Source organism: Marivita sp., from assembly GCF_022763305.1.
Classification (GTDB): Bacteria; Pseudomonadota; Alphaproteobacteria; order Rhodobacterales; family Rhodobacteraceae; genus Marivita.
In genome coordinates this window covers 50,155-70,646 of the sequence record NZ_JALEGT010000085.1, presented here as the reverse complement: position 1 = coordinate 70,646, position 20,492 = coordinate 50,155, and the positions used below count along the sequence as shown (strand labels likewise).

At 61.2% G+C, this 20,492-nt stretch carries 23 protein-coding genes; 11 read left to right on the top strand and 12 right to left on the bottom strand.

What is annotated here, in order from left to right; genetic code table 11:
• The coding region (locus tag MRY75_RS16085) for a VWA domain-containing protein (protein WP_292309022.1) at positions 1-1,090 on the bottom strand (1,090 nt) is incomplete at its 3' end.
• A 259-nt stretch (positions 1,091-1,349) separates the two neighbouring features.
• Between MRY75_RS16085 and MRY75_RS16080 the strand changes: the two genes are divergently transcribed.
• The 8 genes from MRY75_RS16080 to MRY75_RS16045 all read left to right on the top strand — a co-directional run bounded on the left by MRY75_RS16080 (position 1,350) and on the right by MRY75_RS16045 (position 9,184).
• Positions 1,350-2,357, top strand: a complete 1,008-nt coding sequence (locus MRY75_RS16080) for an ABC transporter substrate-binding protein (RefSeq protein ID WP_292309021.1) — start codon at positions 1,350-1,352, stop codon at positions 2,355-2,357.
• Positions 2,358-2,417: 60 nt separating this feature from the next.
• Positions 2,418-3,218, top strand: coding sequence for an ABC transporter ATP-binding protein (locus tag MRY75_RS16075; protein ID WP_292309020.1), 801 nt, complete (start codon positions 2,418-2,420; stop codon positions 3,216-3,218).
• Positions 3,215-3,979: an ABC transporter permease gene (locus MRY75_RS16070; RefSeq protein WP_292309019.1), complete on the top strand. Its 765-nt coding sequence runs from the start codon at positions 3,215-3,217 to the stop codon at positions 3,977-3,979. Before MRY75_RS16075 ends, MRY75_RS16070 begins: the two co-directional genes overlap by 4 nt.
• 177 nt (positions 3,980-4,156) lie before the next feature.
• Positions 4,157-4,468: a co-chaperone GroES gene (locus MRY75_RS16065; RefSeq protein WP_292309018.1), complete on the top strand. Its 312-nt coding sequence runs from the start codon at positions 4,157-4,159 to the stop codon at positions 4,466-4,468.
• A gap of 55 nt (positions 4,469-4,523) precedes the next feature.
• Positions 4,524-6,164: a chaperonin GroEL gene (gene groL, locus MRY75_RS16060; RefSeq protein WP_292309017.1), complete on the top strand. Its 1,641-nt coding sequence runs from the start codon at positions 4,524-4,526 to the stop codon at positions 6,162-6,164.
• Positions 6,165-6,372: 208 nt separating this feature from the next.
• On the top strand, positions 6,373-7,227 hold the full coding sequence (locus tag MRY75_RS16055; RefSeq protein WP_292309016.1) for a DMT family transporter: 855 nt from the start codon (positions 6,373-6,375) through the stop codon (positions 7,225-7,227).
• A gap of 39 nt (positions 7,228-7,266) precedes the next feature.
• Positions 7,267-8,046: an alpha/beta fold hydrolase gene (locus MRY75_RS16050; RefSeq protein WP_292309015.1), complete on the top strand. Its 780-nt coding sequence runs from the start codon at positions 7,267-7,269 to the stop codon at positions 8,044-8,046.
• Entirely contained in the window at positions 8,036-9,184 is a 1,149-nt protein-coding gene (locus MRY75_RS16045; RefSeq protein WP_292309014.1) for an alpha-D-ribose 1-methylphosphonate 5-triphosphate diphosphatase, read from the top strand. The genes MRY75_RS16050 and MRY75_RS16045 overlap by 11 nt, the downstream gene beginning before the upstream one ends.
• On the opposite strand, the gene MRY75_RS16040 is transcribed toward MRY75_RS16045, so the two are convergent.
• The 3 genes from MRY75_RS16040 to MRY75_RS16030 form a co-directional block, all read right to left on the bottom strand.
• Complete coding sequence (locus tag MRY75_RS16040) at positions 9,181-10,251, bottom strand: 5-(carboxyamino)imidazole ribonucleotide synthase (protein WP_292309013.1); 1,071 nt, start codon at positions 10,249-10,251, stop codon at positions 9,181-9,183. The two genes, MRY75_RS16045 and MRY75_RS16040, sit on opposite strands and share 4 nt — an antisense overlap.
• A 4-nt stretch (positions 10,252-10,255) precedes the next feature.
• Complete coding sequence (purE, locus tag MRY75_RS16035) at positions 10,256-10,750, bottom strand: 5-(carboxyamino)imidazole ribonucleotide mutase (RefSeq protein ID WP_292309012.1); 495 nt, start codon at positions 10,748-10,750, stop codon at positions 10,256-10,258.
• A gap of 74 nt (positions 10,751-10,824) precedes the next feature.
• Entirely contained in the window at positions 10,825-11,049 is a 225-nt protein-coding gene (locus tag MRY75_RS16030; RefSeq protein ID WP_292309011.1) for a DUF465 domain-containing protein, read from the bottom strand.
• 164 nt (positions 11,050-11,213) lie between these two features.
• Between MRY75_RS16030 and MRY75_RS16025 the strand changes: the two genes are divergently transcribed.
• Together MRY75_RS16025 and MRY75_RS16020 are read left to right on the top strand one after the other, a co-directional pair.
• A complete protein-coding gene (locus tag MRY75_RS16025; protein ID WP_292309010.1) occupies positions 11,214-11,627 on the top strand; it encodes an Hsp20 family protein in 414 nt (137 codons plus the stop codon).
• Between the two features lie 3 nt (positions 11,628-11,630).
• On the top strand, positions 11,631-11,858 hold the full coding sequence (locus tag MRY75_RS16020) for a DUF1150 family protein (RefSeq protein ID WP_292309009.1): 228 nt from the start codon (positions 11,631-11,633) through the stop codon (positions 11,856-11,858).
• A gap of 6 nt (positions 11,859-11,864) precedes the next feature.
• On the opposite strand, the gene MRY75_RS16015 is transcribed toward MRY75_RS16020, so the two are convergent.
• The 3 genes from MRY75_RS16015 to trxB form a co-directional block, all read right to left on the bottom strand.
• Complete coding sequence (locus tag MRY75_RS16015) at positions 11,865-12,701, bottom strand: M23 family metallopeptidase (protein WP_292309008.1); 837 nt, start codon at positions 12,699-12,701, stop codon at positions 11,865-11,867.
• A gap of 126 nt (positions 12,702-12,827) precedes the next feature.
• Entirely contained in the window at positions 12,828-14,543 is a 1,716-nt protein-coding gene (locus MRY75_RS16010; protein WP_292309007.1) for a bifunctional sulfate adenylyltransferase/adenylylsulfate kinase, read from the bottom strand.
• A gap of 186 nt (positions 14,544-14,729) precedes the next feature.
• Positions 14,730-15,734, bottom strand: coding sequence for a thioredoxin-disulfide reductase (gene trxB / locus MRY75_RS16005; RefSeq protein WP_292309006.1), 1,005 nt, complete (start codon positions 15,732-15,734; stop codon positions 14,730-14,732).
• Between the two features lie 205 nt (positions 15,735-15,939).
• On the opposite strand from trxB, the gene MRY75_RS16000 reads away from it, so the two are divergent.
• Positions 15,940-16,440: an Lrp/AsnC family transcriptional regulator gene (locus MRY75_RS16000; RefSeq protein ID WP_292309005.1), complete on the top strand. Its 501-nt coding sequence runs from the start codon at positions 15,940-15,942 to the stop codon at positions 16,438-16,440.
• Positions 16,441-16,451: 11 nt separating this feature from the next.
• Here MRY75_RS16000 and MRY75_RS15995 read toward each other — a convergent pair whose 3' ends face one another.
• The 5 genes from MRY75_RS15995 to lgt all read right to left on the bottom strand — a co-directional run bounded on the left by MRY75_RS15995 (position 16,452) and on the right by lgt (position 20,487).
• Positions 16,452-17,231, bottom strand: coding sequence for a Hint domain-containing protein (locus MRY75_RS15995; protein ID WP_292309004.1), 780 nt, complete (start codon positions 17,229-17,231; stop codon positions 16,452-16,454).
• A gap of 238 nt (positions 17,232-17,469) precedes the next feature.
• Complete coding sequence (locus MRY75_RS15990; protein ID WP_292309003.1) at positions 17,470-17,622, bottom strand: hypothetical protein; 153 nt, start codon at positions 17,620-17,622, stop codon at positions 17,470-17,472.
• A gap of 137 nt (positions 17,623-17,759) precedes the next feature.
• Entirely contained in the window at positions 17,760-18,515 is a 756-nt protein-coding gene (pgeF, locus tag MRY75_RS15985; RefSeq protein WP_292309002.1) for a peptidoglycan editing factor PgeF, read from the bottom strand.
• Positions 18,512-19,588, bottom strand: a complete 1,077-nt coding sequence (locus tag MRY75_RS15980; protein ID WP_292309001.1) for an SAM-dependent methyltransferase — start codon at positions 19,586-19,588, stop codon at positions 18,512-18,514. The genes pgeF and MRY75_RS15980 overlap by 4 nt, the downstream gene beginning before the upstream one ends.
• Complete coding sequence (lgt, locus tag MRY75_RS15975; protein WP_292309000.1) at positions 19,585-20,487, bottom strand: prolipoprotein diacylglyceryl transferase; 903 nt, start codon at positions 20,485-20,487, stop codon at positions 19,585-19,587. Before lgt ends, MRY75_RS15980 begins: the two co-directional genes overlap by 4 nt.
• Positions 20,488-20,492: the final 5 nt, after the last annotated feature.

The window sequence follows — 20,492 nt, the reverse complement described above, 5'->3', positions numbered from 1 at the left end:
TTGGCGGCACCAGAAGTTCAAGCGGGTTGCCCTCGCGTGTGTAGGTGTAGTTTTGCCATTGGTTGCCGCCTTCGGCATCTGCGGCACCGATGCCGATGTAGTCGTCTTTTTCGTTCGGTCCGTCCCAGCCCACCTGGATCGTGCTGCCCGCAACTGCTTCGGCAGGCGCGATGAGGCGTGCGGTCTCCTGCGGTTCCGGGAAAGCGATCTCGACCGTCGCGGCGTCGCCAATCGCGATGAACTGGCGAGACAGTTCAGTCTCCAGAACCGTGCTGTAGGCCAGCGCGGTATAGGACCCCTCAAGCAGCTCGAGCTCGATCGGGTTGCCTTCGGTTTCCGAAATGATTGTCTCGGAGTCGCTGTTGACCTCCCAGAGAACCTGTCCGGACAGCAGGGCACCGCTGCCTTCGACAACGGCGGTCAGCGTCGTCGGGACGCGCACGGGCTCGGGCTCGGGCTCGGGTTCCGGTTCTGCGACAGCCACCTGTGTCAGCGCGGCGGTGAGCTGATCAGCGGTGTCAGCGGTCAGAAACTGGCCGCCGGTTTCGTCCGCAATGCATTGCATCTGGGCCAGCGCCTCGGGGTCCGAGCCAACGTCAAAGCCGATCACATGGGCGGTAAAGTCGATGCCCGCCTCTTCGAGCAGGCGCATCGCGGCGCAGGGATCGGGGTTGCAGGTCTCGACCCCATCGCTGACGAGGATCACCGTCGCCTTTTCCTCGGTATAGCGCAGCGCTTCGGCGGCGGCGATCACGGCATCGGTCATCGGCGTCTTGCCCAAGGGCTTGATCCGGTTGACCGCGTCCGAAATCTGGGCCGCCGTGCCGGGCGCGGGGGCGACCACGGTTTCGATGTCCGTACATTCCCCACGTTCCCGATGACCGTAGACTGTCAGGCCCAGCCCCTGTTCCGCCGGGAAATCCGCAAGCAGCGTGCCAACGACTTCTTGGGCGATGGTGATCTTCGAAACCCCGTCCACCTGCCCCCACATGGACCCCGACCCATCCATCACAAGCACTGTATTGGGTTGGTTCTGTGCGCAGACCATCGTTGCAAAGGCGGTCAGCATGAGGGCAAGCAAATGTCGCATCGGGAAGTCCTTGAAATCAGGGCGTTTGAATGCTGCCACAAAAGCATGTTGCCGGTGGTCTGCCCAGCCCTTTGCCGCAGGGGCATGCAGCTTTTTTCGCCACGCCGCTGCATGGGGACTGCTCATCATTTGGGCAAGATCACCAAAACTGCGTACCAAAAGGGCGCTTCTAGGCCGATGGAATGCGAGACACCTGCTTTGCATTCCGTTTCCCGGGCCGATGGAACAGGTTGGCGCGAAGAAACTGGAGAGAATCCTGATGCTGAAAAAGACATTGGCGGTCGTCGCCACCACATTGAGCCTTGCAAGCGCTGCCTTTGCGGAAGCGGATTTCCCGTTCGCGCTCGACTGGAAATTCGAAGGGCCGGCGGCCCCCTATTTCGTGGCCATCGACAACGGCCATTTCAAAACGGCGGGCCTGTCGGTTGAGATTTCCGCAGGCCAGGGGTCGCTCGATGCGATCCCGAAAGTGGCGACGGGTGCCTTCCCGGTCGGCTTTGCCGACATCAACTCGCTGATCAAGTTCCTCGATCAAAACCCCGGCGCGCCTGTGACGGCGGTCATGATGATCTACGACAAACCGCCCTTCGCCATCATCGGTCGCAAGTCGCTTGGTGTCGAAGTTCCGAAAGACCTCGAGGGCAAGGTGCTGGGCGCACCGCCCCCCGATGGCGCATGGGCGCAGTTCCCGGCATTCGCCATCGCCAATAACCTCAATGTCGATGCGATCACGGTGGAGCCGGTCGGCTTCCCGACCCGCGAGCCGATGCTGGCGGAAGGCAATGTTGCGGCAGTGACGGGCTTTTCCTTCTCGTCCTACCTGAACCTTGTGCGCCTCGGTGTCCCGGAAGAGGACATTTCGACCATCCTGATGGCGGATTATGGCTTGGCGCTCTATGGCAATGCGATCATTGCGAACACGAATTTCGCGGCGGACAATCCTGACCTGATCAAAGGCTTTCTGGGAGCTGTGGCGGCGGGTTGGAAAGACGCCATCGCCGATCCGGATGCAGCGATTGCCAGCCTGATCGAACGCAATCCGGCTGCGGATGCAGAGCTTGAAAAGCGCCGTCTGGAGCTGTCCATCGATGCGAACGTGGCGACCGACTATGCCATGGCAAACGGCATGGGCGGGATCGATGCGGAGCGTATGGCCAAGGCCATCGAACAGATCGCGCAGACATACGAGTTCCAGAACGAACCCGATGCGAGCCTCTATTTCACCGACGCATATCTTCCTGATGCAAGCGCGCGGATGCTGAAGTAATCTCTCTCCTCCGGGCCGGTGCCGCAGTGCGGGATCGGCCCTATTCCTCGGACGGATCGCGTGTCGGAACATCTCATCGAAATCAAGGGCGTGCGGCACGCCTACCAGACCAAGGCCGGCCCATTGCCGGTTCTCGACGGGCTCGAGCTCAGCATTCCCGAAGGTGGATTCGCGGCGGTTGTCGGTCCTTCGGGCTGTGGCAAGTCAACGCTGACACGGCTCATCGCCGGATTGATGAAGCCGGACCACGGCGAGGTCTGGCTGCATGGCGAACTGGTCAAGGGACCGAAATCCATTGTCGGGATGGCGTTTCAGAATCCGGTGCTGCTGGAATGGCGCACCATTCTGCAGAACGTGATGCTGCCGCTGGAGATCGTTCCGACAAAGATGTCAAAGCGCGAGCAGGAAGAGAGGGCACGCAGGCTGCTGGCGCTCGTCGGCCTCGAAGGCTTCGAGGACAAGCGACCCAGCGAGTTGTCCGGCGGGATGCGCCAGCGCGCGTCGCTGTGCCGGGCCATCGTTCACAAGCCCGAGGTGCTGATCCTCGACGAGCCGTTCGGCGCGCTGGACGCTTTCACGCGCGAGGACCTTTGGCAGACCATGCACAAGGTCAAGGCGGAAGAACCGTTTACCGGCGTGCTCATCACTCATGACCTGCGCGAGTCGATCTTTCTGGCTGACCAGGTTGTCGTGCTCTCGGGCCGTCCCGCGCGCACGCAATATGTGATGGACGTGCATCTGACCGGTGACCGCGACATCGAACATCTCTACACGCCCGAGTCGGCCGAGGCGTTGAACATCCTGCGCCGACAGATCCAGATCGCGCAGGGGCGCGCCGGGGATGAAGAGGTGACGCAATGAACCTGCGCAACGTGCTTGTCCCGGTGGCCGCCATCGTCATCTTCGGTCTTCTTTGGGAATTGCTTGTTTGGGCCAATGGCTGGCCCAACTACGTCATGGCCTCACCCTCAGATTTGCCGCCGGCCTATGCGCGGTACTGGGATCTCTTCATCGTGATGGGCTGGCAAACGCTTTGGCGCACGGTCGTCGGTCTTCTGTTGGCCATCGCCTTCGGAGTGTTCCTCGGGATGATCATGGGGTTCTCGCGCACGATGCGGGATGCGCTGTATCCCCTGCTCGTTGGCTTCAATGCGATTCCTAAGGCGACTGTGGTGCCCATCGTCGCGCTGCTTTTCGTCGGGGATCACAATTTCAATACGATCCTCATCGCCTTCATGATCTCGTTCTTTCCGATCGCGGTCTCCGTGTCGATTGGGCTCAGCACGTTGGAGCCGGAATACCGCGACATCCTTGCGTCGCTTGGAGCATCGAAGACCAAGATCTTCTGGAAGATCGCGCTTCCCAAGACGTTGCCCGAATTCTTCGGGGCGCTGAAGGTCGCCGTCACGCTGGCATTCATCGGTACGAACCTGATGGAAATCGTGTCGCCCCATGGTCGCGGGCTTGGCGCGCTCTTCGATTCCGGCAAGACCAATTCCGACTACCCGCTGATGTTCGCGGTGCTCATCGCCTTGGCGCTGATGGGGATCGTGTTGTATTACGTGGTGGTTGCTCTGGAAAAGATCTTCGCAGGCTGGGCCGAGCGCTCGCCCAGCTATTGATCACCCAGCCACCGGCGCTCTCTCGGAATTCGAGAAAAAAATCTCGCACAAGCGTGTTGACTCGTTTTGCGCCAATCCCTAGCTATGCCACGTTAGCACTCGACGACAGTGAGTGACAACAGTCCTTCGGGGAGCGAGGGACTCTTAGTGAAAACCTTTGAGCAAGGAGACTCGAAGATGGCATTCAAACCGCTTCATGACCGCGTGCTGGTCCGTCGCGTTGAGAGCGAGGAAAAAACTGCTGGTGGCCTGATCATCCCTGATAGCGCCAAAGAAAAGCCGGCAGAAGGCGTGGTTGTTGCGTGTGGCGAAGGCGCGCGCAAAGACAGTGGCGAGCTGATCGAGATGGCCGTTTCGGCCGGCGACAAGGTCCTCTTCGGCAAATGGTCGGGCACGGAAGTGACGGTCAATGGCGAAGAACTCCTCATCATGAAGGAGTCGGACATCCTCGGCATCATCACGGACGACGCAGCTGCAAAGGCAGCCTGAACGCCCGTCGTGGTTCTGAACGAAACACTCTGACTACATTAGTGGAGACTTAGCGATGTCTGCAAAAGACGTGAAATTCAATACAGACGCTCGTTCGCGCATGCTGAAGGGTGTCAACATCCTCGCCGACGCGGTGAAGGTGACACTCGGCCCCAAAGGCCGCAACGTCGTGCTCGACAAATCCTTCGGCGCACCGCGCATCACCAAGGACGGTGTGTCCGTGGCTAAGGAAATCGAACTGGAAGACAAGTTCGAGAACATGGGCGCGCAGATGGTGAAGGAAGTTGCTTCCCGCACCAACGACGAAGCCGGTGACGGCACCACCACAGCAACCGTTCTGGCACAGGCCATCGTCAAAGAAGGCATGAAGTCGGTTGCAGCTGGCATGAACCCGATGGACCTGAAGCGCGGTATCGACCTCGCGACCTCCAAGGTCGTCGAAGCGATCAAAGCCGCAGCGCGTCCGGTGGAAGATTCCGACGAAGTTGCACAGGTCGGCACCATCTCTGCAAATGGCGAAGTCGAAATCGGTCGTCAGATCGCAGACGCGATGCAGAAGGTCGGCAACGAGGGTGTGATCACCGTCGAAGAGAACAAAGGCCTCGAGACCGAGACCGATGTCGTCGAAGGCATGCAGTTCGACCGTGGCTACCTGAGCCCCTACTTCGTGACCAACGCGGACAAGATGACCGCAGAGCTCGATGACTGCATCATCCTGCTGCACGAAAAGAAACTCTCCTCGCTGCAGCCGATGGTTCCGCTGCTCGAGTCCGTGATCCAGTCGCAGAAGCCGCTGCTGATCATCGCGGAAGACGTTGAAGGCGAAGCGCTGGCGACCCTCGTGGTCAACAAGCTGCGCGGCGGCCTCAAGATCGCTGCCGTGAAGGCACCGGGCTTCGGTGACCGTCGCAAGGCGATGCTGCAGGACATCGCAATCCTGACCGGTGGTCAGGTGATCTCCGAAGACCTCGGCATGAAGCTCGAGAATGTCACCATCGACATGCTGGGTTCGGCCAAGAAAGTTCAGATCACCAAGGACGAAACCACAATCGTCGACGGTGCTGGCGAGAAAGCCGAGATCCAGGCACGTGTTGCCCAGATCCGCAACCAGATCGAAGAAACCACTTCGGACTATGACCGTGAAAAGCTGCAGGAACGCGTTGCGAAGCTTGCAGGCGGCGTTGCTGTCATCCGCGTTGGCGGCATGACCGAAGTCGAAGTGAAAGAGCGCAAGGATCGCGTTGATGACGCTCTGAACGCGACACGTGCCGCTGTTCAGGAAGGCATCGTTGTGGGCGGTGGTGTTGCTCTGGTTCAGGGTGCGAAGGCGCTTGACGGTGTCGAAGGCGCAAACAGCGACCAGAACGCAGGTATTGCAATCGTGCGCCGTGCGCTTGAAGCACCGCTGCGTCAGATCGCAGAGAACGCAGGCGTCGACGGGTCCGTCGTGGCTGGCAAGGTTCGCGAAAGCAGCGATACCAAGTTCGGCTACAACGCGCAGACCGACGAATATGGCGACATGTTCAAGTTCGGCGTTATCGACCCGGCCAAAGTTGTCCGTACCGCTCTGGAAGACGCAGCTTCTGTTGCAGGTCTGCTGATCACCACCGAAGCGATGGTGGCCGACAAGCCGCAGAAGGAAAACGCTGGCGGCGGCGGCATGCCCGACATGGGCGGCATGGGCGGCATGATGTAATCAGCAGGTCTCCTGAGGGAGTCCTGTCAGCCCAAGCTGATACATTGCAAAGCAAAGGCGCCTTCGGGCGCCTTTGTCTTTTGCGCCAGTGGCAAGCGCCTCCGTGCGACTGTCCCGTGTCGTGATCATCACACGGTGTTCATCGCAGGCACACCCTTGCCCGAAAATGTCGTCTGGCAACTGCCTGCGCAAAGCGGTAGCCAATCGCATGCGTCTTTTTCTGCTGACCATCCTGACTCTGATCTGCTTTGCCTCGAACTCGATCCTCAACAGGGTCGCTCTTGCTGAGGGCGATATCGACGCAGTGGCGTTCGGCGTTGTGCGCTTGTGCGCCGGGGCAGGGATGCTGACGTTGCTCGTGATGCTCCGCGACAAACGCATGAGCCTTGCCGGAAAAGGGCGATGGGTGGGCGTGGCGTCGCTTCTTGTCTACATATTCGGATTCTCGCTGGCTTACGAAAGCCTAGACGCAGGATTGGGCGCGCTTGTGCTCTTCGGTCTCGTGCAGATCACGATGTTTGCCGGTGCCCTGATCCAAGGCGAACGACCCGCGCTGCGCCGCTGGATCGGCGCATCCGTTGCGTTTGGAGGACTCGTCTGGCTGCTTTGGCCCGGTCACGCTGCGGCGCCCAGCCTGCAACATGCGGGCCTGATGGCCATCGCCGGAGTGGCTTGGGGGGTCTATTCGCTCAACGGGCGTGGCACATCCGATGCCTTGGGGGCGACGGCGACGAATTTCTGCATATCCGCTGCAATCGCCGCTGTCGGCGCGGTGGCCTTCACGGCCCTTTTCGAAGGGATCCACCTTGGGGCAGCCACACCCTTTGGACTGGCAATGGCGATCCTGGCCGGGGCCGTGACGTCCGGTGTCGGGTATTCGATGTGGTACACCGTGTTGCCGCATCTGCGGGGCAGTACCGCCGCGGTGACCCAACTGACGGTTCCGGTGATCGCGATTGCCGGCGGTGCCGTTCTGCTCGCCGAACCCGTGACCGCGCGTCTTGTCGTGGCCGCGCTTCTGGTGCTGGGCGGTGTCCTTCTCGCCGTGACGTCGCGACGCTAGACCCTTTCTAATCCCCACGGCACCGCGTATCTGACGGGCATGATCCGTGCCTTCATCCTGTCCCTGGTTTCCTGCATCGCCATGACTGTCGCAGCTCCCGCGCGTGCGGAATGCGTTGTGCTGCTGCATGGGCTGGCGCGGACCGAAACGTCCTTCGCGCTCATGCAATCCGTGCTCGAGGCCAAGGGTTACACGGTCAAGGCCCCTGGCTATCCGTCAACCTCCGCCCGCATCCAGACGCTGGTCGAGGAAACGCTGCCCGACGCGGTGGCCAGTTGCGAAAAGGACCGCATCCATTTTGTCACCCACTCGATGGGCGGCATTCTTCTGCGGTTCTGGCTCAAGGACAATCGTCCCGCCAATCTGGGGCGCGTGGTGATGCTGGCCCCGCCGAACCAGGGCAGCGAACTGGTCGACGAACTCGGAGGGCTGGAGCTCTTTGAATGGCTCAACGGTCCGGCAGGTCAGCAATTGGGGACGGCGCCCAATGATTTGCCGAAATCGTTGCCGCCCGTGAATTTCGAGCTTGGGGTGATTGCGGGCACGCGGTCGCTCAACCCTGTGTTTTCCAGCCTCATCCCCGGTCCCGACGATGGCAAGGTGTCCGTCGAGTCGACAAAGGTGGCCGGCATGCGCGCGCACCTGACCATGCCGGTGACGCACACCTTCATCATGCAGGCACCGTCGGTCATTGCGCAGGTCGATCTCTTCCTGCGAACAGGACGCTTCGATCCCGAGCTCGACTGGACCGAGAGTTTCAACACGAGCGATCTGGTCTGTTTTTTCGGTCTTTGCCCGGAGCCTGCCGATGAGCCTTGAACTGACCCTTTCTGGGGCCACTGTCCTGACCCCCGATGGCTGGACCGATGCGCCGATCTCCTTGGCGCAGGGAGTCGTGGTTGCTGACCCGGCCGGGCGAAAGGTCGACCTGTCCGGCTACCTCGTTTTGCCCGGGATCGTGGACCCGCATGGCGATGGGTTCGAACGCCACATGGCCCCGCGCCGTGGCGCCCTGCGCGAAGCGGAACATGGCGTCGTCGCCGCCGCATCCGAGCTTGCCGCGAACGGCATCACCACAGCCGTGCTGGCGCAGTTCTTTTCGTGGGAAGGGGGGATGCGCGGACCTGATTTTGCCGAGCATGTCTTCGAAAGCGTGGCCGCTGTGCGCGACAGCGTCGCGGTTGATCTGCGTTTGCAACTCCGTCTGGAAACCCATCTGCTCGACGACTTTGCCCGGGCCGAAGCGGCGGTCGACCGGTTCGGCATTCGATATGTGGTGTTCAACGACCACCTGCCGCATCAGCGCCTTGCCGAAGGGCGCAAACCGCCACGCCTCACCGGTCAGGCACTCAAGAGCGGACGCAACCCCGAAGCGCATCTGGCGTTGATGCAGAATCTGCATGCCCGGTCCGCCGAAGTCCCCGCGGCGCTGGATCAGTTGACTGCGCGATTGGCTGCAAAAGGCATTGTTTTGGGCAGCCATGATGACAGCACGGTTGCGGATCGTGCCGAATGGGCGTCACGCGGAGCGAGCGTCAGTGAGTTTCCGGAAACCCGTGAAGCGGCAGAGGCGGCGCGGGCGGATGGGGCACATATCGTTCTGGGTGCACCCAACGTCGTGCGCGGGGCCAGTCATGCAGGCAATATCGCCGCAGCGGACCTCATTGCAGAGGGGCTGTGCGATGCGCTGGCCTCAGACTACCACTACCCGTCGCCGCTCCGTGCCGCGTTCCGTCTGGAAGAGCTGGGCCTGTGCGATCTGGCGTCCGCATGGGCGCTCTTGTCGTCCGGGCCTGCGCGTCTGTTGGGGCTGACGGATCGCGGTGATCTCCTGCCCGGCCAGCGTGCCGACCTGATCGTGGTCGATCCGGAGACCCGACGCGTCGAGGCCACGCTGGCCGCCGGATGTATGGCGCATATGACCGGTGCGGTGGCAGAGCGGTTCCTGCGCGCCTAACCCCGCTTGATGTGGTTCACATGACCCATCTTGCGCCCGGGCTTGGTGTCCGCCTTGCCGTAGAGGTGCAGCGCGCAATCAGGTGTCTTTGCCAGTTCGGGGACACGATCCATGTCATCGCCGATCAGGTTTTCCATCACGACATCCACATGCCGCTTTCCGTCCCCCAACGGCCAGCCGGTCACGGCGCGGATATGCTGTTCGAATTGATCCACCGTGCAGCCGTTCTGCGTCCAATGTCCTGAATTGTGCACGCGCGGCGCAATCTCGTTCACGATCAATCCGCCTTGGGTGACAAACAGTTCGACACCCATCACCCCGACATAGTTCAGCGCATTGGCAATTTTCGCCGCCAGAAGCACAGCATCCGTCCGCTGGCTGGTACTCAGCCGGGCCGGGACAGTCGTTGTGCGCAGAATGCCGTCCCTGTGAACGTTCTCGCCGGGATCAAAGGCGGCAACCGCGCCATCCAGACTGCGTGCCGCGATCACCGACACTTCGTGCGAAAAGTCCACGAACCCTTCAAGGATGGAAGGAGCGCCCTGCATGTCGGCCAGCGCCTGCATCGCATCATCGGGTGACATGATCCGGGCCTGTCCTTTGCCGTCATAGCCAAAGCGCCGCGTCTTCAAGATTGACGGTGTGCCGATCTGGTCAAGCGCGGCCTCAAGGCTCTCCGCATCTGTGATGTCTGCGAAGGGGGCAGTCCGCAGGCCCAAATCCTGCAGGAACGTCTTTTCCGTCAGCCGGTCCTGACTTACGCGCAGCGCCTCGCGTCCCGGATGGATCGGGGCGAGGTCCTGCAGAAGGTCCAGCGCTGCCGTCGGGATGTTCTCGAACTCGTAGGTGATCACATCCACCGACTGACCAAAAGCGCGCAGCGCCGCTTCGTCATCATAGGCGGCGGTTGTCACCTGATCCGCGACCTGTCCCGCCGGCGGGTTGGCACCGGGTTCGAAGATATGGCAGCGAAAGCCAAGGCGACTGGCCGCAACCGACAGCATCCGGCCAAGCTGACCGCCGCCGATGATGCCGATGGTCGATCCGATGGGAAGCGCCTGTGTCATGTCATTATCCGTCGTCAGAGGGGGCATCGGGAATGGAGGCTGACAAATCCGCGCGCCATTGGTCAAGACGGGCTGCCAAGGCGGGATCCTGCAGGGCGAGAATGCCCGCTGCCATCAACCCGGCATTGGCTGCACCGGCGGCCCCGATGGCCATGGTCGCCACAGGAAAGCCGCGCGGCATCTGGAGGATCGAATAAAGACTGTCGACGCCGGACAGGGCACGCGTTTGGACAGGAACGCCAATCACCGGAACGCGGGTTTTCGAGGCCATCATGCCCGGCAGGTGCGCCGCACCGCCTGCCCCTGCTATGATGACCTGCAGACCCCGATCCACGGCGGTCTTGCCATAGTCCCACAGCCGGTCGGGCGTGCGATGCGCCGACACGATCTTGGCCTCGTAGGGCACGTCGAGCGCGCCCAGCATGTCAGCGGCTTCCTTCATCGTGGGCCAGTCCGACTGGCTTCCCATGATGATGCCGACCTTGATCGATTCTGGCATGGCGCTTTGCCCCTACAGCTGTTCGGAGCGCGCACTATAGCCAGATCGGATCGGGGGGCAACTCGGGCCGAACCTCAGGCGATGATATCTGGAAGCAGCCGGTCTTCGATCAGGGAAATCCGATCCTTCAGCATCAGCTTTTTCTTCTTGAGACGCTGCAACGTCAGCTGATCCGCCGTTCCGGTCTGCTGCAGGGCCCGGATCGCTTCGTCAAGATCGCGGTGCTCGCGGCGGAACACCTCGAGTTCGACCTTGAGGACGTCGTCTGTTTTCATCGACAGATCGGTAGGTGCATTCATGAAGCTGCGCAGTCCCCGGATAATGGCTGAGACCCGGAAGATAGCGCCAATCCGTGATTCCGCAAAGCCCTTGCGTCTTGGCTTTTACCTCCCCATATTTCCAACAGACCGGTCGCCAGAATGGGGCCGCACCAACACAGTCGCTTGCGCAAAAGGACGTGTCGATGACGAAACTGACCTTGGGATCCTATCCCCATCTGCTTGGGTTCGAACAGCTTGAGCGCCTGCTGGAACGCACCGCGAAATCCGGCAACGAGGGATACCCACCCTTCAATATCGAACAGACTTCCGAGGGGTCCTACAGGATCACCCTCGCTGTTGCAGGTTTTCGGGAACAAGATCTGGCCATCACCGTTGAGGACAGACAGCTTGTGATCCGCGGCCGACAGCAGGACGACGCCTCTGACCGGGTTTTCCTTCATCGCGGGATCGCGGCCCGGCAGTTTCAGCGGAGCTTTGTGCTCGCCGACGGTGTCGAAGTGGGAGAGGCGATCATGGAAAACGGGCTGCTGCATGTCGATCTGACCCTGTTGCGTCCCGAGACCGTGGTTCAGACAATCCAGATCAGGAAGGGGTAGACCATGAATACGCCGTTCGATTTCAAAGATGCAGATCAGTCCAACCTTGTCTACGTGCGCCCGGTTGCCGTGGCAGACCTGCCCGACGAAGTCCGCGTCGAACTGGGAGACAAGAAAACCATCTATGCCGTGCACCGCGCGGATGGGGAACGTCTTGCGCTGGTCAAGGACCGCAAGCTGGCGTTCATGCTGGCGCGACAGAATGATTTCGCGCCTGTCACGGTGCACTGATCCCGTCTAGTTGCCCGCGCGCAATCTTGCGCCGACCGCGGGGCATTTCACCGGACCAGAAGATGTGGCAAAGCGGAACGGCAGCGTTTGGCTTGTCACGCCAACCTGGCCCCGGATGACATCAAAGTGCAGATGGGGTCCGGTGGATTGACCGGTGTTTCCCGAATATCCGATCAACGTGCCGGCCCGAACGCGGTCTCCCAAATCGACGATCACGCCACCCTGTCTCAGGTGGAAATACTGCGCGAGTGTTCGATCCGAATGCTCGACAATGACATAATTCCCCAAGTCCTTGTACTGAGCGCCCGCCCCACCGCTTCGTGAATCCTCTTTGAGATCGACGACAATCCCATCGCGAGCAGCGTGGATCGGTGTGCCTTCAGGCATGTCGAAATCGACCGAATAGCGCAGCGCGCCCACATGGGTGAACCTGCCGTTGCAGCTTTGGCCCACGGTAAAGGCCTGACCCGGAGCAAACGGCAAACGATAGGTCTGCCGATCGTCGTGCCGGGCCGTGAAATCACCACGGCTCCACGTGAAATTGTAGCGATAGGACCAGGCACCATTCTGCCGTTGTGACAACGTGAAAAGCGGCACCCGCGCGTTGCCGTCCAGCACGAAAGGTCCGGCGCTGCCTTTGGTGCGTTCCAGGTTCTTCAGGTCCAGCGTGATGTCCAACGTGACCGGGAGGAACGGATAGCGGTTCTCTGCAAAGAATGCGATTTCGCCGTCATTTTGCACGGTTTCGATGCAGACTTTCTGGAACTTCGTGTCACAGGACCGGTCAGCAGCGGCAAGGCTTGGCGCACACAGCGTCAGAACAAACAGCAATCTTCTTAACATGGCGCACGCCCCTTGTCGAGATCCGGGATCATTTGGGCATGATGCGGGACCATGCGCAACGGTGTTCCCGCAGCGGCTGCGCCGAAAAGGAAAGGGCCGGGAAATGACCCGACCCTTTTGCGATGTTTACTGCCCGGCGATCAGACCCAGGCTTTCCAGCTTGAGGATGACCTGATGCGCACAGTTGTCGACCTCGACATTCTCGGTCTCGACCCGCAGTTCCGGGTTCTCGGGCACGTCGTAAGGATCGGAAATTCCGGTGAATTCCTTGATCTTGCCTTCGCGCGCCAGTTTGTAGAGCCCCTTTCGGTCGCGCCGTTCACATTCCTCGAGGCTCGTGGCGACATGCACTTCGATGAACGCCCCAAACTGTTCGATCTCTTCCCTCACAGCGCGGCGCGTCGTGGCGTAGGGGGCAATCGGCGCACAGATCGCAATGCCACCGTTCTTGGTGATTTCGGAGGCGACATACCCGATGCGGCGGATGTTCAGGTCGCGATGCTCCTTCGAAAAGCCCAGTTCGGAGGACAGGTTCTTCCGGACGATATCGCCATCCAGGAGCGTGACCGGACGCCCGCCCATCTCCATCAGCTTGACCATCAACGCGTTGGCAATGGTCGACTTGCCGGAACCCGAGAAGCCGGTGAAGAATACCGTAAAGCCTTGTTGCGAGCGCGGCGGCTTGGTTTTGCGAAGCTCGGCCACCACCTCGGGAAAGCTGAACCATTCCGGGATGTCCAGGCCTTCGGACAGGCGGCGGCGCAGTTCGGTGCCCGAGATGTTGAGGATGGTCACGTTGTCCTTGTCGGCAATCTCGTCCATCGGTTCGTACTGGGCGCGTTCCTGCACGTAGACCATGTGTTTGAAATCGACCATTTCGATGCCGATTTCCTCTTCATGCTCGCGGAACAGATCCTGCGCGTCATAGGGCCCGTAGAAATCCTCTCCTGCCGAATTCTTGCCGGGGCCCGCGTGATCGCGGCCGACGATGAAATGCGTGCAGCCGTGGTTCTTGCGGATCAGCCCATGCCAGACCGCCTCGCGCGGGCCGGCCATGCGCATGGCGAGGTTCAGAAGGCTCATCGTGGTGGTGGATTGCGGATACTTGTCCAGCACCGCCTCGTAGCAGCGCACGCGGGTGAAGTGATCCACGTCGCCGGGCTTGGTCATGCCAACCACCGGATGGATCAGCAGGTTGGCCTGCGCCTCTTTCGCGGCGCGGAAGGTCAGTTCCTGATGCGCGCGGTGCAGCGGGTTGCGGGTCTGGAAGGCCACGACCTTGCGCCAACCCAGCTTGCGGAAATAGGCGCGCAATTCGTTCGGCGTGTCGCGGCGGGCCCGGAAATCGTAATGCACCGGCTGCTGGATGCCCGTGACCGGACCGCCCAGATAGACCTTGCCCGCCGTGTTGTGCAGGTAGTTCACCGCCGGATGCGCGTCGTCATCCGCCCCGAACACCTTTTCCGCCTCGCGCGCCTTGTTGGGCACCCAGCGGTCGGTCACGGTCATCGTGCCAAGGATCACGCCTTCCTGATCGCGCAGCGCGATGTCCTGACCGATCTCGAGACTGTCGGCAAACGCCTCGGACACATCCAGTGTGATCGGCATCGGCCAAAGCGTGCCGTCTGCCAGACGCATCTTTTCGACGACGCTGTCGTAATCCGCCTCACTCAGGAACCCTTTAAGCGGGTTGAAACCGCCGTTCATCAGCAGTTCCAGATCACAGATCTGGCGCGGCGTCAGGTCGTGGCTGACCAGTTCAGCCGCTTCGACTTTCAGCTTCTGCGCGCTGTCATAGGAAACAAAAAGTTCCGGGATCGGGGCAAGGTTCTGGGGATACATCTGTCTGCTCACTATTCAAATTTGCGCGCTGGTTACGCCCGCAGCAGGACAGAAGTCCAGTGACAAGGCCACGCAGCCCATCAATTCGGGAAGATGTGCGGGATTTGCGCCAGTTTTGACGACAGATTACCGAAAATCGCGGTCAGATCAGAGTGGACGCTCGGACGCAATTGTCCGAGCGACGTTTTATTCCGCTGCAGGCACCTCTGCGTCGTAGCCCAGCGGTTCGGATGTATCCTTGCCTGCGTCGTCCCCGTGCTCGGCCAGGAACCGTTCAGCTTCAAGCGCGGCCATGCAGCCCATGCCGGCCGATGTCACGGCCTGACGGTATTTGTGATCGGTCAGGTCACCTGCCGCGAACACACCGGGGATCGAGGTTTCGGTGCTGTCGGGCTTGGTCACCACATAGCCGCCCATATGGGTTTCGAGCACATCCTTCACCAATTCATTGGCCGGCGCGTGGCCGATGGCGATGAACACACCCTTGCAGGGAATCTCGGTGATCTCTCCGGTTTCGACATGCTTGACCCGCACGCCTTCGACACCCTTGGGCATATCCGTGCCGAACACCTCGTCCAGCTGGTGATGCCAGAGCGTTTCGATCTTGGGGTTCTTGAACAGGCGATCCTGCAGGATCTTTTCCGCCCGCAATTCGTCACGGCGATGGATCAGCGTGACCTTCGAGGCGAAGTTCGTCAGGAACAGGGCCTCTTCGACGGCTGTGTTGCCGCCGCCGATCACCACGATTTCCTGACCGCGATAGAAGAACCCGTCACAGGTTGCGCAGGCGGAGACCCCAAAGCCCTTGAATGCCTCTTCCGACGGCAGGCCCAGCCACTTGGCGCGGGCACCGGTTGCAAGGATCAGCGCGTCAGCCGTGTAAACCGTGCCGCTGTCCGACTGTGCGGTAAACGGACGCTTCGACAGGTCGAGCGAGGTGATCAGGTCGCCGATGATCTCGGTTCCCATCGCGCGGGCATGGGCTTCCATCCGCACCATCAGGTCGGGGCCCTGAACCTCGGTGTCGCCGGGCCAGTTCTCGACCTCGGTTGTGGTGGTCAACTGGCCACCGGGCTCCATGCCCTGTACCAGGATCGGCTCAAGCATCGCACGGCTGGCATAGACTCCTGCGGTGTAACCGGCAGGGCCGGAACCGATGATCAGGACCTTGGTGTGGCGTGTGTTGGACATGGGGCAGCCTCGCATAAAAGCAGTCAGGGACTCGGGTGTTCTCTGGATATATGCGCCTGTGGCGCAGTTCGCAAATCAATGCAGGCCGGTATGCAAGGCAGACAAGGCAGTCTGCAATCGTTTAAGATTGTTGCGCGTTGTTGAAACAATATTGCGTGTGGCTTGGGGGTGATATAATATTGCCGCAACAGCAAGGGTGCTTTGAATGCCGTCACATCGTCTGGATCCCATCGATCGCAAAATCCTCGCAGAGCTTCAGGCTGACGGGCGGATGACCAATGTGGAACTGGCCCGCCGGGTGGGTATTTCGGCGCCGCCCTGCCTGCGCCGTGTCCGTACGCTCGAAGAGCAAGGCTTCATTCGTGGATACCACGCGGATGTTGACCCGCGCGAGCTCGGCTTTGAAGTTCAGGTCTTCGCCATGGTTGGTCTGCAAAGCCAGGCCGAAGCGGATCTGCGTGCCTTCGAAGACCGTTGCCGCAGCTGGCCGCTAGTCCGGGAATGCCACATGCTGAACGGCGAGGTCGATTTCATCCTGAAATGCGTGGCGCCCGATCTCAGTACGTTCCAAAGCTTTCTGACGGGAAGCCTTCTGACATCGCCCAATGTGGGCAGCGTCAAGACCTCGCTGGTCATTCGGGGTGCAAAGGATGAACCGGGCGTACCGTTCGACGTGCTCGAGGCGCGCCTTGGTGACGCGCCCTGATCATGGTTTGATCACGCGACGCGCAAGGTTTCGATAACCTCGCGGGTGGTGCGCGGAAAGGCAAGATCACCGAACGATTCCAGCGCATCCAGATGCGGGAACATCGACTGCAGCATCGCACGGACAGACGTCCCGATCTCTGCGGCGGACACGCGCCCCGGATGATAGCTTTCGAGCTCATGACCGTTGGCACGGATGATCCCGTGGCGGCGCAGCGCGATATGATAGAGCTGCACCGGCCCGGGCGGGGTGATCCGCAGCACGCGATCGCCATCGACATAGTCGCTGGCCGGTGCCAGCACCGCGTCACAATTGAGAAGATCGGCAAAGCGATCCTGCCGGATCACCAACCGGGCGGCAGGACCAAGGGGGAGATCACCCTGGCCCATGCCGTAGCCCGGCAAACGGAGCAAATGTGTGAGAGAGGTCGTGTCACCGCCGAAGTCCGGCAGATACGGCGTGCTGCCGATCCACATTACGGGCTGCGGTCCCCGGTGGGTTTCGACCAGATCACCGGGGATCAGGTCTTCTACGGCGACCGGCCCCATGACCGTCGAAATCAATGTGCCCCGCGCAAAGGCGGATGCACAGGCTTCGAACGTGGCCGAGGCCGGAACGGTAAAACTGGACTCGGACACGGTCTGGTCCGCGAGAAGGGCGGCAGCCTCGATGGTGCGGGTGAGAGGGGTGTCGCGTCGAGGCTGCCCGTCGAACGTGGCAACTTTATCGGTAGAAACTGCATAGGCATTGAAGTCAGTCGTCGCGGCGCGATCGGTCGAGGTCTGAGCCATGTGTACCCTTTAACATGAGGTCACATCCGCGTTGGCCCCCACCAACAACACCAGAAGGACGGTGCAATTTCGGTAGGCAAAAGATGGCTGATCCGTGTTTGATTCGTCAAAAAACAACGAAAATTGGCCGCGAAATCGCGGCCAATCTGGAAAATCATCGGGGATTGTCAGGAGGGCGGGAACAGCCTTGCCACAATTGGTCTGGATTGTGGCGGCAATGCCTTGTCGCGGACCAGACTCAGGCGCGTTTGCGCGCAGCCTCTTCCGCGGCCCGCGCCTTGATCCGGGCAAACATGGCCTTGCGTGCCGCGCCGCGCTGGAAAGGCAGTGCGGGCATGTCCTCTTTCGAGGTTGCAACGACAGAGGCGATGAATTTCGAAGTGCGCGACATTGGACTGCTCCAAGGGTGTTTTGTGTGTGATGATGCCAATTAACCCACGCAATGGGGCGCGTTTGTGACCAAACGTGGACAATCCCGGTGTATTCCTGTGATTGATTTGGGCAGCGCGCCAAAGGCGCGGCAGTGCGTCAGAGCCGAATGACCGAGATGAGCCGGCCGTAATCCGCCTCACGGGCGTGGGTCGCGCGACGGTACGAATAAAAACGGTCTGCGTCGGAATAGGTGCAATGCCGTGTCCATTCCGCGGCGACCCCGGCGCTGCGCAACTTGTGCAGCCCGAACCCCGGCAAATCGAAATGGAACTTGTCTTCCACGCCATTGACGAAGAAGCGCGCGTATTGCGGATCTTCGGCCAGAAAGGCATCGAGGAATTCCGGACCCACCTCGTAGGCGCGCTGGCTGATGCTGGGGCCGATCACGGCCGTGATCGTATCGCGCTGCGCCCCGAGCGCGATCATGGCGTCCACGGTCGCTTCAAGAACACCATCCAGTGCCCCGCGCCAACCGGCATGGGCGGCACCGACGACACCGGCGTCATGATCCGCAAATAGAACCGGCTGGCAATCCGCAGTCAGGACCCCAAGTGCCACACCCGGCGTGTTCGTCACCATCGCATCCGCCTGTGGCTTCGGCGTCCCAAGAGGACCGTCCACCACTTCGACCTTGGCGGAATGTACCTGATGCACGCTGACAAGCTGGTCGCCGGTAACCTGCATGGCCTCGGCCACCCGGGCGCGGTTGATCGCGACGATCTCGGATTGATCCGATGATCCGGCCCCACAATTCAGACCTGAAAAAACGCCGGATGATGCTCCGCCTCGCCGCGTGAAGAACCCGTGGCGGATGGGGCCTAGGCTGTCTGCCGTTATGATTTCCAGCGTCATGGATCCAGTCCGGGCGGAGGCGATTCGGTGCCGGGATAAAGACCCAGCACCTTGAACAAGGAACCCATTTCATCGGGATGGGTCAACCGCCGATGTGCGGCCACATGCGCGTCCAGCGCATCGCCCGCAAGCCCCTTGGCAAGGCTTTGTGCGCGGGGCGTGATCCCAAGCCTCTCAAGGAAGACGCCCTGATTGGTGAGTTGCGTGGCGGCGCATCCGGCGATCAGCGCAGCGCGGGCCAGCGCTTCGAAATCCACATGCGCAGTGAGATCGGCGCGACCCGGTTCCGCGAAGGGATCGACAGGGCGATGTCCACGCACCGCCTGGAATGTGTCTCCGTCGGAGTGCCAACCGCCATAGTCGATGATCAGCGCCATGCCACCCTGTCCGGCAATGCGCCGGGCCAGCGCGTCGATGATGGCAGTGCCATGCGCACAGGTCTCGATCAGCGCGCCCGGCTCTGTGTCATCAAGACGCCGGTTCAGGGCATCTATCGGGGCTGGATCGCTCAGACCGCGTTCAAGGCGTCCGTCCTGTGCAAGACCCACCATAACCTCGCGCCAGCCCTTTGGATCGCGCTGGAACTGGCGGATCGGGAGGGCGTCGAAGAACTCGTTCGCGATGGCATAGACCGGAATGTCGTCGGGCAGGGTCTCGGCCGTATCGTGCCAGGTCGGCCGGGCCGCGGGCAGGGCGGCCGCCTGCTTGCCTCGCATGCGTTCGGAGGCCTCGACCAGGTGCAGTTCGGCTGCCGCGTGAAATCCGGGGACCTGAAGCGTGGCGCGCATCACGTCCGCGATCAGCGTGCCCCGCCCCGGGCCGAGCTCGACCAGTGCAAAGCGTTCCGGTGCGCCTTGGTCAATCCACGCCTGCGCAAGGCACAGTCCGATCAGCTCTCCGAACATCTGGCTGATTTCGGGTGAGGTGGTGAAATCGCCATCCGCCCCAAGCGCATCCTGCGTCGTGTAATATCCATGTTCGGGATGCAGCAGGCAGGCGGCCATGTATTGCGCCAGCGTCATTGGCCCCGTCGACCGGATCTGTTTGCGCAGAAGATCGGCCAGAGCGGTCATGCGGGACGGTCTTCCAGCTTCTGCCGCGCGGTTGTCCAGAGATAGAGGCCGATCACGATCATCGGCAGGGACAGAAGCTGTCCCATGGTCAGCCCATACCCGCTCACATGCCACGCCAACCCGAGCGGATTGCCCTCGGATACGAATTGCGCATCAGGCTGTCGCACGAACTCTACGAGGAACCGCGCCAGACCGTATCCGCCGATGAAAAGCCCAACAATCCGACCGGGTGCTCTCAGCGCGCCGCGCCGGAACGCCAGCCAAAGCAGCGCGGCACCCAAAAGCAGACCTTCCAGTAACGCCTCGTAAAGCTGCGACGGATGCCGCGCGCAAATCTCGCCAAGTGCCTGTCCACAGGCCTGCGCGGCCTGTCCGGGGAATTGCACCCCCCAGGGCAGATCGGTCGGCCGACCCCAAAGCTCGGCATTGATGAAATTCGAGATGCGCCCCAGAAACAGCCCCGGCGGTGTGGCCATGGCCATCATGTCCGCAGTGGGCCGCAGCGGGAGGCCCTCCTTGATGCAGTACACCAGCGCGGCGAGGATCACCCCGATCAGTCCTCCGTGAAAGGACATGCCGCCTTGCCACACGGCCAGAATTTCGGCTGGGTTCTGCAGGTAATAGGCCGGCTGGTAAAACAGCACAAACCCCAACCGTCCGCCCAGAATGACACCGAGGATCACCCAGGTGAGCAGTTCCTCGACCTGCTCGGGGCGCATTGGGGGGACGGTCCCCGCCCACAGAGCAGGACGCTTTACAGCCGCGACAGCAATGCGCCAGCCGATCAGGATACCCGCGATATAGGCCAGCGCATACCAGCGCAAAGCGAACTCCATCCCCAGGATCGAGATGGAAAACAGCTCTGGCGAGACATTCGGAAAAGGCAGACCGGTCGACATGCGCG

Coding starts and splice junctions, on each gene's coding strand:
- MRY75_RS16080 (WP_292309021.1), top strand. CDS start 1,350: ATGCTGAAAAAGACATTGGCGGTCGTCGCCACCACATTGAGCCTTGCA.
- MRY75_RS16070 (WP_292309019.1), top strand. CDS start 3,215: ATGAACCTGCGCAACGTGCTTGTCCCGGTGGCCGCCATCGTCATCTTC.
- MRY75_RS16065 (WP_292309018.1), top strand. CDS start 4,157: ATGGCATTCAAACCGCTTCATGACCGCGTGCTGGTCCGTCGCGTTGAG.
- groL (WP_292309017.1), top strand. CDS start 4,524: ATGTCTGCAAAAGACGTGAAATTCAATACAGACGCTCGTTCGCGCATG.
- MRY75_RS16055 (WP_292309016.1), top strand. CDS start 6,373: ATGCGTCTTTTTCTGCTGACCATCCTGACTCTGATCTGCTTTGCCTCG.
- MRY75_RS16050 (WP_292309015.1), top strand. CDS start 7,267: ATGATCCGTGCCTTCATCCTGTCCCTGGTTTCCTGCATCGCCATGACT.
- MRY75_RS16045 (WP_292309014.1), top strand. CDS start 8,036: ATGAGCCTTGAACTGACCCTTTCTGGGGCCACTGTCCTGACCCCCGAT.
- MRY75_RS16040 (WP_292309013.1), bottom strand. CDS start 10,251: ATGACACAGGCGCTTCCCATCGGATCGACCATCGGCATCATCGGCGGC.
- purE (WP_292309012.1), bottom strand. CDS start 10,750: ATGCCAGAATCGATCAAGGTCGGCATCATCATGGGAAGCCAGTCGGAC.
- MRY75_RS16030 (WP_292309011.1), bottom strand. CDS start 11,049: ATGAATGCACCTACCGATCTGTCGATGAAAACAGACGACGTCCTCAAG.
- MRY75_RS16025 (WP_292309010.1), top strand. CDS start 11,214: ATGACGAAACTGACCTTGGGATCCTATCCCCATCTGCTTGGGTTCGAA.
- MRY75_RS16020 (WP_292309009.1), top strand. CDS start 11,631: ATGAATACGCCGTTCGATTTCAAAGATGCAGATCAGTCCAACCTTGTC.
- MRY75_RS16015 (WP_292309008.1), bottom strand. CDS start 12,701: ATGTTAAGAAGATTGCTGTTTGTTCTGACGCTGTGTGCGCCAAGCCTT.
- MRY75_RS16010 (WP_292309007.1), bottom strand. CDS start 14,543: ATGTATCCCCAGAACCTTGCCCCGATCCCGGAACTTTTTGTTTCCTAT.
- trxB (WP_292309006.1), bottom strand. CDS start 15,734: ATGTCCAACACACGCCACACCAAGGTCCTGATCATCGGTTCCGGCCCT.
- MRY75_RS16000 (WP_292309005.1), top strand. CDS start 15,940: ATGCCGTCACATCGTCTGGATCCCATCGATCGCAAAATCCTCGCAGAG.
- MRY75_RS15995 (WP_292309004.1), bottom strand. CDS start 17,231: ATGGCTCAGACCTCGACCGATCGCGCCGCGACGACTGACTTCAATGCC.
- MRY75_RS15990 (WP_292309003.1), bottom strand. CDS start 17,622: ATGTCGCGCACTTCGAAATTCATCGCCTCTGTCGTTGCAACCTCGAAA.
- pgeF (WP_292309002.1), bottom strand. CDS start 18,515: ATGACGCTGGAAATCATAACGGCAGACAGCCTAGGCCCCATCCGCCAC.
- MRY75_RS15980 (WP_292309001.1), bottom strand. CDS start 19,588: ATGACCGCTCTGGCCGATCTTCTGCGCAAACAGATCCGGTCGACGGGG.
- lgt (WP_292309000.1), bottom strand. CDS start 20,487: ATGTCGACCGGTCTGCCTTTTCCGAATGTCTCGCCAGAGCTGTTTTCC.